Below are 15,358 nucleotides of genomic sequence, written 5' to 3' on the forward strand. Positions count from 1 at the left end.
AAAATTATGAAAACAATATATATAGCGATAATTGCTTTGTCTCTTATATTTTTAGGGTCATGTGGACAGAAGCCTAAAAATGAGGCTGAAAAAGAAAAAGAAGGTACAGAAGAATCTCATGGTGGCGAATCGGTAGAAGTAGAGCTAACCGAATCACAAATGAAAGCTGTGGATATTCAACTTGGCAAAATTGAACAGAGAGACTTAAATAGTATTATTCGAGTAAATGGCGAAATGGCCTTGGATCCACAGAAAAAAGCGGAGGTAACCTCTTTGTTAGGAGGGATCATCAAACAGGTAATGGTGATTGAAGGTCGAGCCGTGAGTGCCGGACAAGCTGTAGCCTATCTCGAAAATACGGAAATAGTGGAGTTGCAAAAGAATTATCTGACAACTAAAAAAGAGGCATTGATTGCCGATCAAGAATACAGAAGACAAAAAGATTTATCCACTCAAGGTGCAGGGGTTGAAAAAACTTTGCAGCAGGCAACAGCTAATTACGAGATAACTAAAGCGCAGCTAACAGGTTTGGAAAAGCAGCTAAGACAATTATCCATTAGCCCCGAACAGGTTTCTTCAGGTAATATGGTTACTCAAATTCCGATAAAAACGCCTATTTCAGGAACTGTCAGCAAAATCAATATCAGTACCGGAAGTTATGTCGATATGCAAACACCACTAATGAGTATTACCGATAATGCAGGTATACACTGCGATGTTAAAGTCTTTGAAAAAGATATTAATATGGTAAGAATCGGACAGGAAGTGGATATTACCCTCACCAACCAACCCGGTGTTAATCTGAAAGGTGAGATTTATGAAATCAACAAGTCTTTCGAAGGGGATACCAAGGCAATTATCGTTCATGCAAATATAAAAGGTAAGACAGATATCAAATTGATTCCGGGTATGTATGTTACCGGATTGATTAATGTTGGAAAACAAAAAACTGATGCTGTACCCAATGATGCCATTATCAGCAATGAAGGAAAGAAATACATATTTGTGTTAGAGAAAGAAGCTAATGAAGAAGGTGTAAAAACTTATCATTTTGAAAGGATTGAGGTATTGACAGGTATAAGCGAACTAGGATATACACAGATAACTCCGGTAAATAAACTGGAAGAGGGTGTGACTATCGTTAAAGCTAATGCATTTTATTTAGCATCTATGAGTACAGATCATGGTGAACATGGTCATTAATCTTTTTGAAACATTAAATAATAAAATCACATGAAAGAGATAAAAGCTTTTATTAAACCGTTTAAGGTTAATGATATTCTAAGAGAACTACTTTATGCAGGATTTCCAAATCTTACTGTTTCAATGGCTGAAGGCACAGGGCATTTAAAAAGTGAAGATGCTTCTTTATCCATGAATTTTGCACTTACCAATAGTAAAGTTGCGAAGATTGAGATAGTGTGTAACAATGATGATGTGGATAAAATAATTACGATAATATCAACATATGGTAAAACAGGTAATTCAGGAGACGGTATAATCTATGTCTCTGATGTTGAAAGAGCAATCAGAGTCAGAACCGGATTGCCTGATGACAGGTGGCTTCTTGATTAGTTATTAATTTTTAAAATAGAGTCAAGATGTTGAAAAATGATATTGGAATAAATGCCGGAGTAATATGGCAATTATTGTCTAATGAAGGAGCATTATCCGTAAGACAAATAGGGGAATTGACCGGATATAATGATAAAAACATATGTTTGGCATTAGGATGGTTATCTCGAGAGAATAAGATCCAGTTCATTTACAAAAATGAAATACTCTATCTTGAGTTGAATAGCTCTACGAGTGAAATGTATTATTAAATACTTATAGCAATGAATACAGAGAATAATTATAAATGCACATCTTGCGACTCTACCGAGTCGCAGATGTTTGAAAATAACTGGAAGCAGTATATCCCGGTTTCAATAAGTTTACTTATGCTACTTGTTGGTATTACGATGGATAATTTTATTCCAGATATATTTAACGGCTATCTTCGTTTAGGGTTGTATATTATAGCTTACATCCCTGTTGCCTTTCCCGTTTTTAGGGAAGCCGTTGAAACGATCAAGGAAAAGGATTTCTTTACTGAGTTTACACTTATGGGGATGGCTACACTTGGAGCTTTCATTATAGGCGAATATCCCGAAGGAGTAGCTGTAATGGTATTTTATACGATTGGTGAATTGTTTCAAGATTCGGCTGTGAATAGAGCCAAAAGAAACATTAAGGCATTGCTTGATGTACGTCCTGACACAGCAACTGTTTATAGAAATGATTCATATCAAACAATATCTCCTGAAGAAGTGGAAATTGACGAAGTTATTCAGGTAAAAGCCGGAGAGAAAGTCCCTTTGGATGGAATAATGCTTACATCATCAGCAAGCTTTAATACAGCAGCATTAACAGGGGAAAGCAAACCGAAAACTATTTCAGCCGGTGAAACTGTACTAGCAGGAATGTTGAATCTTGATAAAGTGATCGAAATAAAGGTTGCTAAAAAGTATCAGGATAGTTCTCTTGCCAGAATCCTAGAAATGGTGCAAGATGCAACTTCCCGAAAAGCAAAGACAGAGTTATTGATCCGTAAATTTGCCAAGATATATACTCCGATTGTATTCCTGTTAGCTCTCTTTATAACAGTCATTCCTTATTTTGTGGTGAGCGACTATATATTTAGCGAATGGTTATCCCGTGCATTGGTATTCTTGGTAATCTCCTGCCCATGTGCATTAGTTATTTCTATCCCATTAGGCTATTTCGGCGGAATCGGAGCAGCTTCTAAAGCAGGCATACTCTTCAAGGGAGCTAACTATCTCGATTTAATGACTAAGGTCAATACAGTCGTGATGGATAAAACAGGTACTTTGACCAAAGGTGTGTTCAATGTGCAGAAAGTTGCGTCGGTCGATGAAGATAAGCAAGAGGAATTTGTCGCTATTGTTGCTGCCATAGAGAAATTCTCAAATCATCCCATTGCTAGAGCAATTGTTCAATTTGCAAAGGATTCAGATAATTATACAGCTACAGATGTGGAAGAAATATCAGGGCATGGACTTAAAGGGATCGTAAATGGAGAAGAAGTATTGGTGGGCAATGCTAAGTTGATGCAGAAATTTAATATCTCTTATGACAGAACAATTGAATTTATAGTTGAGACTATTGTGATTGCAGCTATTAATGAAGAATATGCGGGCTATATAACAATAGCGGATGAGGTAAAAGATGATGCACAGGCTGCTATTTCAGATATGCATTTATCTGGAATCAAACAAGTTGTAATGTTGAGTGGGGATAAATCTTCCATAACGAATAATGTAGCATCCAGCCTTGGTATTGACAGTGCCTATGGGGACCTCTTACCTGAAGATAAGGTTCGTCATATAGAGGAACTGAAAACAGAAAAGAATAATGTCATTGCTTTTGTCGGAGATGGAATAAATGATGCTCCCTCACTGGCATTAAGTGATGTTGGAATAGCAATGGGAGGAATGGGGAGTGATGCTGCTATCGAAGTGGCCGATGTAATCATTCAGACAGATCAACCATCCAAAATAGCAACTTCGATTAAAATAGCTAAAGCTACAAGGCAAGTTGTCATACAGAATATAGTATTGGCATTCTCGGTTAAACTGATTGTACTTATTTTAGGTGGTTTTGGTTTGGCTACCATGTGGGAAGCGGTCTTTGCTGATGTTGGGGTCTCTCTGCTAGCAATACTAAATGCGGTCAGAATATTAAAAATGAGGTTCTGAAAGTCTTGTAACTAACACTATTATCGTCATGAGTAAAAAGAGACGTATAAGAAGATTAGCAGCAAGAAAAGAAACTCCATCAAAACTGAATCCCATTATAAAAAGATATCTTTCTCTGATAAGTATATCTATAGGTGCTTTGATGGGAATAATTGTATGGCTTATATTCTTCAGATGTAAGAGTGAACATTGTCCAAATCATTTTAATCCGATTCCATATATGGTAGTGTTTGGGTTTAACACATGGATTATAGCTAATTATATTTTCAGAAAGTAATTTTTCAAAATTTCGTTTGGCTGAACACAACTCTTTAGCTCAGCCAAGCGAATCTTATTTTTATAAAAAAACAATGAATAACATATCGGTTTGTATTGTCTTCTTCTTGCTCTTATTTCAATCGGTAAAAGCGGATACAGTAGATAATGATACACTACAAAGCAACTACCCAATCATCGATTTTTCGATTCAGGGCAGTGATATACCTTCTACTAATTTAATTTCTGTAGATACAGTCATTTCTGACAAGATAAAACCTGTAAAACAGCTTAAGTTTTCATATAAGCAATTAATTATTCCTTCGGCTTTAATTGCTTATGGTGTATTTGAAACAGCTATAGAGCATAATTATTTGCTTAACAGGCAGGTAAAGCATGAAGTAACAGAACATATTGATTCGAAGTTTACCATAGATGACATTTCTCAATATGTTCCGGCAGGAAGTGTATACGCACTGAATTTAATGGGGATAAAAGGTAAAAATAATTTTAAAGACAGAACCTTTATTCTAGGAATATCTACTCTTTTTATGGCAGCATCAGTAAATACGATAAAGTATTCAACAAAGATAGAGAGACCAGATAAATCAGCGAAAAACTCTTTTCCCTCAGGTCATACAGCGGTAGCTTTTATGGGTGCAGAATTTCTTTGGCAGGAATATAAAGATGTTTCAATATGGTATGGCATAACAGGCTACACCATTGCAACCGGAACAGGGATATTTCGTTTATATAATGACAAACATTGGTTTGCAGATGTTATTGTGGGAGCCGGACTCGGTATTCTAAGCACCAAGGCTGCTTACTGGCTTTATCCCTATTTGCAGAGGAAGTTTATGAACAAAGGTACATTTAGCAAACAAATCTCTTTTAGCCCTTTTTATAATGGAAAACAAGGAGGTCTGGCTATAGCCTTATCTCTGTAATAGCTATTGTTGGAGACATGTCCTATATGAACTAATTATAGGTTTGAGCGATTATTATGACTTATTCTTTCTTCGACTAGTCTAAAATAGGTATCTAATACATAAAAAACAGAATACAATAATACAATGGAGCAATTTATTCGCAATATAAAAGAAAATATCAATAAAGAAATTCAGCTTATTGATTCTGAGGAATGTAATATCTTTCAGAAATCTATTAGTATTATTTCATTATTGGAGTCTACATTTGATGAATTAAAAGAATTTGTTTCAAATTATACATTTAAAAGTCCGCTTGATGAAATCATCTTTTTTAAAGAGACGAAACCTCAACTTTTTAGCATTCTAATTTACCATAGAAAGATATATAATCTGGAAATGCGAATGCCCACCGGAAGTTGCATCGATCGCAAAAATTATTTAGAAGGAATTTTAGGACGCATAAAGTATTTTTTCGATAATAATGCTGACTTCTATCAATATTATCGTTCAGGAAGTACCCACCTTGATAAATATTACTTTCTAAGAGGTAAGCCAGATATTCAGTTAATACAGGATTGCTTCTACTTTGAAAGGGACTCTAAATTCTCTACGAGCTTTGATTTTAAGGTTTCGAAGATGATTGCCAATGAGAGATTAACGGTATATGTAAACAATAAACTCCTACATATTAGTAATCTCGAATCCAATATTCAAGACTCATTTAATTTGCCAAAGGCAAGACTGACATGGACTGCTAAAAAAGCAGAACTTGTTGAGCAGATTTACGCATGGGATAACGCAGGTTGTTTCAATAATGGCAATACGAATATAAAAGAGCTAGCGGAATATATTGAAACTGTTTTCAATATCAATTTGGGTGACTTCTATCACACGTTTCTGGAAATTCGAGAACGTAAAGGTAGCCGTACTTTATTTTTAGATAAATTGATAAAGCTTCTCGAAGAAAGAATGGATGGATTAGATAATAAATGAGCATGATTTTTATAAAAATACACTATATTTGTCGATAGGAAAATAACACTATTCAATAGCGGACAAAGAACAGCCAATAGCTGTCAATTAGCTTCTCCTAAAGTGTTCACCTCAAAGCGATCTGATCAAGTAAAGTATTGAATAATATATGGTTGATAGGTGTGGTTCACAAGCCCCCGCTTCCGCAACAAATTCTGAACATCAGCGATTTGTAAAGTTTACTCCCGATATTACGCCCTTAAAAGGTGGATATTGGGAGTTTTTCGTTGTATTATATAAACAAAAATACCCTCTGAAAAAGCAAAGGGTATCTTAATATATTATTCTTAGTTTTATTTTTTGTCTTTCAATACTTCCTGTAATAGCTGTACTTTTTCCTGTTCGGCTTTGAGCATTCGTTCATACAACTCTATTACTTTGTCAAGCGGATTAAATGAGCATTGATGATAAGTATTGGCAACTGTACTGTCGTGGAATGTGTTTGCAACAAAATTGATAGCAGCATCCTCACTGAAGTTTTTTATGGCATCAACAGAAATATTAAGAGCAGCAGCAATTTTATCTAAAGTTTCGTCGTCCAGTTGCGGAGTCGATTCAAATCTGGAAACAGTTTGTTGAGATACACCTATGCGCTCGGCTAATTCTTCTTGTTTTACGCCCAGTATTTCTCTCAGGCGTTTAGCATTATATCCGTAATCGCTTTTCTTTGTTTCGAAAGTTGTTTCCATATTTTATACTGTGAATGTTAAATTGTATAATTCTCAAAAGTACAAAAATAAACATAATCAATAAGTTTTTTACTTACAAAATCAGATTATTTACTTCCTGTATGGATATAATACGCAGTATTAAAGTAAGAACTTTGTCATATATCTTTTAATATTTACATATGGGAGAGACAGCCAACAGACTCACAGCTATTCTAATCTATTTGTTAAACGTTCCTGAACCTTGCCATACGGTAACCGATAAATACAATGGGATGCACTTTACAGATCTATCTCAGACTATAGAATGCCGTATCTCATAGTTTTTGCAGTTTATATCCTTTGTTGGTTATACATAATTTGCTCCCTGTATAATGTCCCAAGCGATATAGAGCTATTTGGAAAAGAGATAGAATGATATGATTATAATTAAACATTACTTTTCGACTGTGCACAAACTCAAAACAGATGTCAATAAGTAAGTTATGGCTGTTGCCTATCCCGGACAGATGCTCCCGAAAGACTAGTAGGGAGCATTAGTCTTTCACACAGCGTACATTTGCCATATATGTCATCATATACGCTTCTTTTATTACACTAGCTTCATATCTGGGGAAATTTCGGCACCAAGCAGTAATAGGGCCCGATGCGCTGGCTGTCCATAATACGGCGTCATAAGCATAATCCCTCAAAACTATTCGCCAATGTTCTTCGTTGATACCGGATCGTTGTACATATTCACTTATGGTTTCATTGTCAGCCTTAGGATTATCTCGAATGAAGGTCTGTACGGCCTCGGCACTGCTTTCTCCAAGCATCATTCGCCCTAAAGGAATTACATTGAATCCTCCTAGACGGGGTTCGGCACTATAACCTTTCGAACTGTGCAGCCACGATTGTTGCAAGTTTATCGGAGGACACACGGCTTTCATTGCACCTCCATGCCCGATATGTCCGGAGGTTCCCTTTGTTAACGATGGATCCCATTGGCTGTATTTCCATTCATTTACGTTATATCCGCGTGTAGATGCATCTACTGTTATTTCCCAATCGGTATTCCATACAGGAAACCTTCCTGCATCCATATCTGCCTGTACTTTGGCCGCATCATCATTGTCATATTGTGTTTGGCTAAAGTCTTTATCCCGGATTTTATTATAGAAGAAACGTTCCAGATCATTCCATTCTCTGTCGGTTGGTAAATGCCAGCCGTAAGGGCAAATACCTTGTATCTTGCCATCTCTGGCCCCGGATGTTGTTTCCAGCTTTCTTTCTATTTCAAATTCTCCAATTTGGGATGATGGATCGTCGCTCGGGTATGCCTGTCCCTCATTATGTACATGCGAAGTATAGTCTGCCGGTTGGCGGGTTGTCGCATACCAGTTATATAAAGCACCGTATTCGGGATACCATTTTTTATAATAACCGGTATGTCCCTGTCCGGGGATATTTTGGGGGTCGATATCTTTCCATTCAGAATTTGAATCGATACTTGGATCAGGATCCCCTGCAAGCGGATATGTGTAGAATGTTCCAGCATTTTCTATATCATAAAAGTTTGCTTTTTCAGAAGTCAGAGGAGACAGGGGTGTACCATCTGCATATGAAGTAGCAGCCAGGTTGGTTATCATCCAACGATCATTTCCAAATTTGGTGGAATAAAATGTATTACCGTTCTGATCTTCGTGGCTTAATACTTTCTCAGCCCATGAACTTTCGAGCAAATCGGATCCTTTTTCTATTGTCCTTTTGTCGAAATCGGCTGCGCATTGTACAATGTCGACATCTACATCCGGGTATAAAGGGCAGTCCCAGTCTGCGCTCAATCGCAATCGGGCAGCGGTCTTGTATTTAACCTGTATAAGCGAATAAAGAAGGATTGTTAGCATAATTTATCTGTTGTCCGTAAGGATAAGCTTCCATTTTTAGACCCTTGATCAATGATCCTCTTGTGTCTTCTGCTATCGGGGGCTGTCCCTGACGGAATTCCCCTTGTCCTTTGTTGGTGTTTTGACGACCTAAAAGTATGCCGAGGTCTGCTATGATATCGTCAAAATCATTGGTTTTACCTATGTCGGAAAGTTTCCACCAGCTATTACTTTCTGTTTGGAATTTGAATGTATTGCCATCCCAGCCATCTCCTGCAGCAATACCATTCCACCCGGAATGAACCCCCTCATTGATTGGAGTTATCAGGAATCGGTAATATTGCCTGTCGTCTTTTACTCTTCGGGATTGGGAAAAGTTCCAGTCATTCCTTCCTACCCACAAATGATAGTTGGTCTGATTGAATATCACCGTTAGAGGAGTGGTTTCGTTACAAACATCCTCGGTTACGGAAAACTCTACGGTAGTCTGGCGGCTGCGCCAGGGTAGGGCAGGTATCCAGGTTCCGCTGTTGTGAGGATATTCAATATAGTCATCTCCCCATCCTATTTTCAGATCATCTGCTGCACCTGTATCTGCCATAGACTGCACCTCGAATGTGAATGTTTTAGTGCCTCCCGAAGGGTTGTCCCACCCGGAAGGAGGATTGTTCGTGTATACGATACCACCTCTTGCATACCGGTCCGATCCTGAATCAGACAAGGTTTTGTTTAGTAAATCGTCCGTTACGGCTCCTTTTATTAAATTTACTGTCGCAGGTGTCCAGTCTATTTTTGCCTGAATAGGGTTGGTCAGGGAGCGTAAATCTTTTCCACTGGGGATATGTACAATCACAGTGTTTGTTGCAGCATCCCATTCTGTTTTTATACATGAATTTCCCCCTGTTACTGATATGTTAACAGTTGGCAGAGGTGTGGATTTGTCCGGGCCGACGAGATCCCATCGGTCTCCGTTCCATATATATGTACCACTGGAGAATCCTTTACACGTATTTAGATTGTAGATCAGAAGTCCTGTGTGTAGAGCATCTTGTTCTTCTTTCTTCTGGAGGGTATTATATTTTTCATTTGGTTGTCCCGGAGTTATGGGGGATTCAAATATGGGATAAAGATTGTTTTTATCTGTCAGTTTGAGCCGTGGAAGCATTAACCCTTTGGTTGAATTTATAGTGTTATTATCAGAACCTTCTTTCAGATCCAGCAACGCACCGCTTTTGGCAGGTGCATTTGATCCTATTGTTACCTGAGCTTGCATATCAGGTACAATTATAATAATGGCTATAATACATAGCAAGTAAAGCTTAAATAGCTTGTATATTATCATACAACAATATTTAGTTATATAGGGTAGTTTGTCTCTATCTTCTTATATTTGTACCAGTTGTGGTATTACAAAGATAGGGATAATCTATTGAATCTAAAAATAATGAGAAATGGAACCTTGATGAAGAATAAGCCGGTAATGTCGTAATATAAGTGCTGTATCTAATATCTGGGGCTGTTTTGACTAATTGTTTGAGTTGTTTCTTTTGCATATTTTTGTTGAAAATTCACAAGCTTTTAGTTCTGTAAGTACTATTCTTTATTCAAAAAAATACTATTGCCTGTCATTTCTGTCTTGCCTTGCCGACTAATATATAAAAAGAAGATTGATTAATGGATATCAATATTGATTTGGAGAAAGCATTTATAGAAATGGTTCATAATAATGAGCGGATTATCTATAAGGTTTGCTCTTTTTATATATCCGATGAATTTCCTATGACTGATCTGTATCAGGAGGTTGTTTGCAATCTTTGGACGGCCTATCCCCGTTTCAGGAATGAAAGTACAGTCTCTACGTGGATATATCGTATTGCTTTGAATACGTGTATCTCGGGTATGCGGAAAGATATGCGCAGGCCAAAAGGTACGCCGGTCTCTGTGCTGGAAGATTCACTTACAGCGCCCGAGAATATCAGTGAACAGATCAAGGAGATGTACAGGTTGATTCATCAGTTGAATACCATCGAGCGCGCCATTGTCTTGCTTTATCTCGAAGAGAAGTCGTATCAGGAAATTGCAGATATTACAGGGTTGACAGTGAGTAATGTGGGCACAAAGTTGAAACGGACTAAAGAAAAGCTGAAACGGTTGTCGAATCTTTAAGCATTAAGAATTATGGAACTGAACGAATTAAAAAATACATGGCTGTCACTGGATGAACGGCTCAGGAAACAGGAAATGCTGAAAGAGAACATTCTGAAGGAAATGCTACATGCCAGATCTGATAAAGCTCTGGGGCGGCTCGTCAATTTTGAGTTTCTGGGGATGGTGCTTACTATACTGGGTATTCCCTTTCTTATATTTATGCTTGCACACGAGAATTTCTATCCGATACAGGTAATCTTTATGTATTTTATAATAGGATATGCTGTTGTGGGTATCTTTTTTCAGCTAAGGAAAGTATATATCCTACTGAAAATAGACTTTTCCAAGTCTGTAAGTACGAATATAAGGCTGATGCAGCGGTTCAATATCCAGATAAAGTGGGAGAAGATAGTATCTTTCTCTATCATACCCCTGATGGCCCTATTTATATTGTCTCCGTATTTTACAAAAAACGTGGAGATGTGGAGATGGGTGGCTATTATCGCTGTTTTCTTAATAGTCGCCGTTATAGCATATTGGCAATATAAGAAAATTTATGATAAGAATATAGGCTCGATACTCAAAAGCCTTGAGGAATTGAAAGAGCTGGAGGAGGATAACGAATAAGGGATATATTATCCCGGTCATTTTCTCATTCATCAATAATTTTCTGCAAAAAGAATCGATTATTCGATTTATCCCTTATTTTTACGAAATTATTGATAACACAACATACGCTTTATGGAAGGATTTCTTGTATTTCTTTTGATTATACTTATTGTAGGTATTTTCATAATTCCGATTATCATACTGGCTAAAATAGGCACTATAAATAAGAATATTGACTATTTGAACACTGATATGAATAACCTCAATAAACGCATGACGGATCTTCATAATCATACCGCTTCGAGAGATGATGCTAAAGATATACTGAATGCTATGGGTGATCTTAAAGTTAAAACAGGCTTTACTCCGGGTGTGACCTCATCTGTGTCAAAGACTAAGCCGGAAAATGAGCCTGTGGCAAAAGAAGAACCGATTATTGAAAATATTCATAAAGAAATTGAAGAAGAAATAATCTCCCCTGTACTGGAGGAGGTTCCGGTAGTGGTTCAGACTCCCAATTTAATAAATGAAGAATCCGTACAAAAGTTACCTCAAGAGCCAGAACAGGAAGAGTTAGAAGATACACCTCCTCCTTTTGCTGCATTTAACCGTGCTGAAAAGTCAGATACTATAATAGAAGAAATACTACCGAGATATCGTACGGCTCCTGTTCAGCAGCATGTTGACGAGGGCGATGATGATTCGGATAAGAACTTTATAGAAAGATTACTTGGCGAAAACTGGCTGAGTAAGGTCGGTATAGTTACACTGGTATTGGGCATAGGCTTCTTTGTGAAATATGCCATAGACAAGGAATGGATAAATGAAGTGGGCCGTGTGGGGATAGGTATTCTCACAGGTGGTATCCTTATAGGGATAGCCCATAAGCTGAAATCGAAATACCATGTATTCTCGTCCATATTGGTGGGTGGGGGTATCTCAGTGTTTTATATAACGATTACTCTCGCATTCAGGGAATATGAATTATTCAGTCAGACTATTGCTTTTGGTTTGCTTATTGCCATTACTATATTTTCAGTTATTCTTTCTTTATACTACGACAGGAAGGAACTCGCCATATTCTCCCTGTTGGGTGGATTTGCGTCTCCATTGATGGTGAGTACGGGGACAGGAAATTATATCGTTCTGTTTTCATATATACTTATCCTGAATACGGGTATGCTGGCCGTATCCTTTGTGAAGAAGTGGCGGATAATAGGTATTATCAGTTATGTGCTCACTCTTTCTTTTTTCTGGGCATGGATGTTAAGTGATTTCAAGGATCAGTTTGTTTGGGCTACTGTGTTCACGGTTCTGTTTTTTATCCAATTTTATGTACTGGCTCTTTTCGACCATTTCAAATCGGAAGATAAGATTACAGCCTATCAGGCATTTTTGATACTGACCAATAACCTGTCTGCTTTCCTTGCATGTCTGTATATATTCGACCGTTATGAATATGATGTCAGGGGACTTGTAACTATTGCCATTGCCGGAGTTAATGCCTTCGTAATGCTGACATTGTTCCGTAAGAGCAAAGTCGACCGTAATCTTATTTATCTGATCATAGCAGTCGTAATGACCTTTGTCAGCCTTGCCATACCAATGCAGATGCATGGACACGTGATTACGATGTTTTGGGCAGCCGAAGCTGTTTTACTGTTATGGTTGTGGCAAATGTCGCACATAAAGGTATTCCGGTTGGGCTTTATTGTTATAGCTGTACTGGTGCTTATTTCGTATGCGATGGATATCAATTATAATTACAGATATGATGATGCTTTGCCTTTCTTTGTCAACAGGATATTTATTACGGGAGTGGTTGTGGTTGCCAGTTTTGTGATTAATATGTTGCTCTTGAGACGGGAAGATGCAGATTCGGATATAGAGATAGGCGGATTCGAGACTATTTCGATAAGTGCTGTCATCAAAGTTTTTAACCTTATTGTAATTGTCCTCACATTCTTTGTCCCTTTTCTCGAATTGAACTATCAATTGGAACGTTTTACAGACACCGGTGTTGTCACCAGTTTCCGTTATCTGGCTTTAGCCACTTATGCAACAGTATATGTTGCCGTTTTGGGGCTTGTCTATAGGACACAACTGGCGGCAAAGGCGCATGTTTTTGTCTTACTGTTTTTCTCTATTCTTCTTTACTCGTTTGTGTATACCTATCTGGCTATCGATTTGCGGTACGATATATTTGTCCTTAATACATATAGTATCAATCATTTCCTGATTCACCTGATTTCTTTGCCGGCTATCGTATATATCACATATCTGTTAGCGAAAAATGTAAAAAAAATATCAGAAGATTGGTTTGCCCCTCTATGCTGGTGTCTGGTTATTATGTCGGTTGCTATACTAAGTATAGAGGTGGATAATATTGTAATCCTTCTGCTAGGCAATATTGATAACTATGATAGCTTATTATATGATGTGCATACATTCGGGTATCCTATCCTGTGGGGTGTCATTGCTATGATACTTATGATCTGGGGGCTGAATCGTAAGGAAGTCTTGCTGCGGAAAATATCATTGATTTTCTTTGGGGTGATTATCATTAAATTCTATGCATACGATGTGTGGCATATGTCGCAGGCCGGACGTATTGTTTCGTTCATTATGCTGGGAGTTATCCTGTTGCTGGTATCATTCCTCCAGCAGAAGATAAAAACACTGGTTAAGGACGATAGCCCGGTAGAAGATATTATCGAAGAACAGTCTAAAAAAGAAAAGTAAATGAAACTATATTTATTTATAATCCTGTCTTTATTATTATCTCCGGGTATCTTTGCCCAGTCAGTATGGACGGAGGAGATTCAGCCTGTAGAGGTTAGCGGATATTACAATATCCAACTCGGACAAGGAATAATAGCGAAGTCTTTGGATAGCGATTTGTCCGATCTGAAAATTCTGGATAGTAAAAACAACGAAGTTCCCTATTTCCTGCGTTCTGTAAATCCCATACGGGAGATAAGCCGGTTCGAGAATTATAATCTGAAACAGAATCAGGTAAAAGACAGCCTGAATATTGTTACAATAGACAATCAGGAAAAAGAAGATATAAACCGTTTTTACATTATTATCCGCAAAGCAGATGTGAGTAAGTATGCATCTTTACGCGGAAGTAACGATCAGAAACAATGGTATATTGTCAGGCAAAAGACGAGTATATCGGGCTTCGGTGATGCAGACGAGGTACTGATTCTGGACTTTCCGAAAGGAAATTACAGGTATTATGAGATAACGCTTGAAAATAACCAGAACAGTCCGCTGGAAGTCCTTAAAGTAGGAAAGATAAAAAACTCCAATATATACGCTCAATTTACAGAATTACAGTTGGGGCACTTTTTGCAAAAGGAGAGTATCTCCGACAAAAGAACATATATAACTTTCCCGGATTCTCAGGAGACATATCGTATTAGTAAGTTGGAGATAGGTATAAACAACAAGGCTTATTATTTCCGCCATGCTGTAATGTCAGATTCCATATCTCACAGCCGTGTTACATTTGACCTCTCCTCAAAAGGAAATAATACATTCTTTATAAACAGTTTCTTGTTCAGTCGTAATACTTCTATTGCAATAGAGAATCACAATAATCCACCTCTCAAAGTAGATTCCGTGAAGGCTTACGGTCTTAACCGCTATGTATGTGCATATCTGGAAGAAGGACAAAGTTATATTATTAGGGTAGGGTCAAAGGATAAGACACCCCCTAAATACGATATTGAATACTTTCAGAACGATATTCCGGCTGACCTTCCTGTCATCAAGACCAATAACCTACAAAGTATAGTTGCCAAAAATGCTGAGCAGGCCAGGGAGTTTTCGTGGATAGAAAAACCTGTATTTCTTTGGGGAGTAATTGTTATTATAGGCTTATTTCTCCTGTTCATCTGTGTAAAGATGATCAAGGAAATGAAAAAGAAGTAGCCGTGGAGTGATATAATCAGAATTACTTTATCTATATGTATAAGCTTTTAGCCGTTAGCTGATAGCTATTAGCTCTTTGAAATATTAGTAATAAGTTGAAAAAGTGTAACCTTTGTTACTTTTTGGGGAACTGTTACCTTTTTGCGTCT

The 15,358-nt window shown here is 37.5% G+C and carries 13 protein-coding genes; 10 read left to right on the top strand and 3 right to left on the bottom strand.

The window, feature by feature from the left end; translation table 11 throughout:
• Window positions 1-6 precede the first annotated feature (6 nt).
• From QZL88_RS14440 to QZL88_RS14465, 6 genes are all read left to right on the top strand, one after another.
• Window positions 7-1,203 (top strand): efflux RND transporter periplasmic adaptor subunit, encoded by a 1,197-nt coding sequence (locus QZL88_RS14440; protein ID WP_006801090.1) that lies wholly within the window; start codon window positions 7-9, stop codon window positions 1,201-1,203.
• A 30-nt stretch (window positions 1,204-1,233) separates the two neighbouring features.
• A complete protein-coding gene (locus tag QZL88_RS14445; RefSeq protein ID WP_006801091.1) occupies window positions 1,234-1,575 on the top strand; it encodes a P-II family nitrogen regulator in 342 nt (113 codons plus the stop codon).
• A 26-nt stretch (window positions 1,576-1,601) separates the two neighbouring features.
• Complete coding sequence (locus tag QZL88_RS14450) at window positions 1,602-1,826, top strand: winged helix-turn-helix domain-containing protein (protein WP_006801092.1); 225 nt, start codon at window positions 1,602-1,604, stop codon at window positions 1,824-1,826.
• 66 nt (window positions 1,827-1,892) lie between these two features.
• Window positions 1,893-3,761 (top strand): heavy metal translocating P-type ATPase, encoded by a 1,869-nt coding sequence (locus tag QZL88_RS14455; RefSeq protein WP_306540389.1) that lies wholly within the window; start codon window positions 1,893-1,895, stop codon window positions 3,759-3,761.
• Window positions 3,762-4,111: 350 nt separating this feature from the next.
• The gene (locus tag QZL88_RS14460; RefSeq protein ID WP_006801095.1) at window positions 4,112-4,963 is read left to right on the top strand and encodes a phosphatase PAP2 family protein; all 852 of its coding nucleotides are present in this window, start codon (window positions 4,112-4,114) and stop codon (window positions 4,961-4,963) included.
• Between the two features lie 126 nt (window positions 4,964-5,089).
• On the top strand, window positions 5,090-5,938 hold the full coding sequence (locus QZL88_RS14465; RefSeq protein WP_006801096.1) for an RteC domain-containing protein: 849 nt from the start codon (window positions 5,090-5,092) through the stop codon (window positions 5,936-5,938).
• A gap of 332 nt (window positions 5,939-6,270) precedes the next feature.
• Here QZL88_RS14465 and QZL88_RS14470 read toward each other — a convergent pair whose 3' ends face one another.
• The 3 genes from QZL88_RS14470 to QZL88_RS14480 form a co-directional block, all read right to left on the bottom strand.
• Window positions 6,271-6,666, bottom strand: a complete 396-nt coding sequence (locus tag QZL88_RS14470; RefSeq protein WP_296942199.1) for a helix-turn-helix domain-containing protein — start codon at window positions 6,664-6,666, stop codon at window positions 6,271-6,273.
• 515 nt (window positions 6,667-7,181) lie between these two features.
• Window positions 7,182-8,534 carry an FISUMP domain-containing protein gene (locus QZL88_RS14475; RefSeq protein ID WP_296942201.1) on the bottom strand — a complete coding sequence of 451 codons (1,353 nt, stop codon included), beginning with the start codon at window positions 8,532-8,534 and terminating at the stop codon, window positions 7,182-7,184.
• Window positions 8,497-9,855: a hypothetical protein gene (locus QZL88_RS14480; RefSeq protein WP_296942203.1), complete on the bottom strand. Its 1,359-nt coding sequence runs from the start codon at window positions 9,853-9,855 to the stop codon at window positions 8,497-8,499. Before QZL88_RS14480 ends, QZL88_RS14475 begins: the two co-directional genes overlap by 38 nt.
• Window positions 9,856-10,187: 332 nt before the next feature.
• Between QZL88_RS14480 and QZL88_RS14485 the strand changes: the two genes are divergently transcribed.
• The 4 genes from QZL88_RS14485 (at window position 10,188) to QZL88_RS14500 (ending at window position 15,209) form a co-directional block, all read left to right on the top strand.
• A complete protein-coding gene (locus QZL88_RS14485; protein WP_006801100.1) occupies window positions 10,188-10,679 on the top strand; it encodes a sigma-70 family RNA polymerase sigma factor in 492 nt (163 codons plus the stop codon).
• 12 nt (window positions 10,680-10,691) lie between these two features.
• Entirely contained in the window at window positions 10,692-11,288 is a 597-nt protein-coding gene (locus QZL88_RS14490; protein WP_296942206.1) for a hypothetical protein, read from the top strand.
• Between the two features lie 114 nt (window positions 11,289-11,402).
• Window positions 11,403-14,012 (top strand): DUF2339 domain-containing protein, encoded by a 2,610-nt coding sequence (locus QZL88_RS14495; protein ID WP_296942208.1) that lies wholly within the window; start codon window positions 11,403-11,405, stop codon window positions 14,010-14,012.
• On the top strand, window positions 14,013-15,209 hold the full coding sequence (locus tag QZL88_RS14500; protein ID WP_296942210.1) for a hypothetical protein: 1,197 nt from the start codon (window positions 14,013-14,015) through the stop codon (window positions 15,207-15,209). It abuts the gene before it with no gap.
• Window positions 15,210-15,358: the final 149 nt, after the last annotated feature.

It is taken from the genome of uncultured Dysgonomonas sp. (assembly GCF_900079725.1).
Taxonomy (GTDB): domain Bacteria; phylum Bacteroidota; class Bacteroidia; order Bacteroidales; family Dysgonomonadaceae; genus Dysgonomonas.

What these genes read in the sequence shown, in the direction of transcription:
- QZL88_RS14440 (WP_006801090.1), top strand. Translation starts at nt 7, where the DNA reads ATGAAAACAATATATATAGCGATAATTGCTTTGTCTCTTATATTTTTA.
- QZL88_RS14445 (WP_006801091.1), top strand. Translation starts at nt 1,234, where the DNA reads ATGAAAGAGATAAAAGCTTTTATTAAACCGTTTAAGGTTAATGATATT.
- QZL88_RS14450 (WP_006801092.1), top strand. Translation starts at nt 1,602, where the DNA reads ATGTTGAAAAATGATATTGGAATAAATGCCGGAGTAATATGGCAATTA.
- QZL88_RS14455 (WP_306540389.1), top strand. Translation starts at nt 1,893, where the DNA reads ATGTTTGAAAATAACTGGAAGCAGTATATCCCGGTTTCAATAAGTTTA.
- QZL88_RS14460 (WP_006801095.1), top strand. Translation starts at nt 4,112, where the DNA reads ATGAATAACATATCGGTTTGTATTGTCTTCTTCTTGCTCTTATTTCAA.
- QZL88_RS14465 (WP_006801096.1), top strand. Translation starts at nt 5,090, where the DNA reads ATGGAGCAATTTATTCGCAATATAAAAGAAAATATCAATAAAGAAATT.
- QZL88_RS14470 (WP_296942199.1), bottom strand. Translation starts at nt 6,666, where the DNA reads ATGGAAACAACTTTCGAAACAAAGAAAAGCGATTACGGATATAATGCT.
- QZL88_RS14475 (WP_296942201.1), bottom strand. Translation starts at nt 8,534, where the DNA reads ATGCTAACAATCCTTCTTTATTCGCTTATACAGGTTAAATACAAGACC.
- QZL88_RS14480 (WP_296942203.1), bottom strand. Translation starts at nt 9,855, where the DNA reads ATGATAATATACAAGCTATTTAAGCTTTACTTGCTATGTATTATAGCC.
- QZL88_RS14485 (WP_006801100.1), top strand. Translation starts at nt 10,188, where the DNA reads ATGGATATCAATATTGATTTGGAGAAAGCATTTATAGAAATGGTTCAT.
- QZL88_RS14490 (WP_296942206.1), top strand. Translation starts at nt 10,692, where the DNA reads ATGGAACTGAACGAATTAAAAAATACATGGCTGTCACTGGATGAACGG.
- QZL88_RS14495 (WP_296942208.1), top strand. Translation starts at nt 11,403, where the DNA reads ATGGAAGGATTTCTTGTATTTCTTTTGATTATACTTATTGTAGGTATT.
- QZL88_RS14500 (WP_296942210.1), top strand. Translation starts at nt 14,013, where the DNA reads ATGAAACTATATTTATTTATAATCCTGTCTTTATTATTATCTCCGGGT.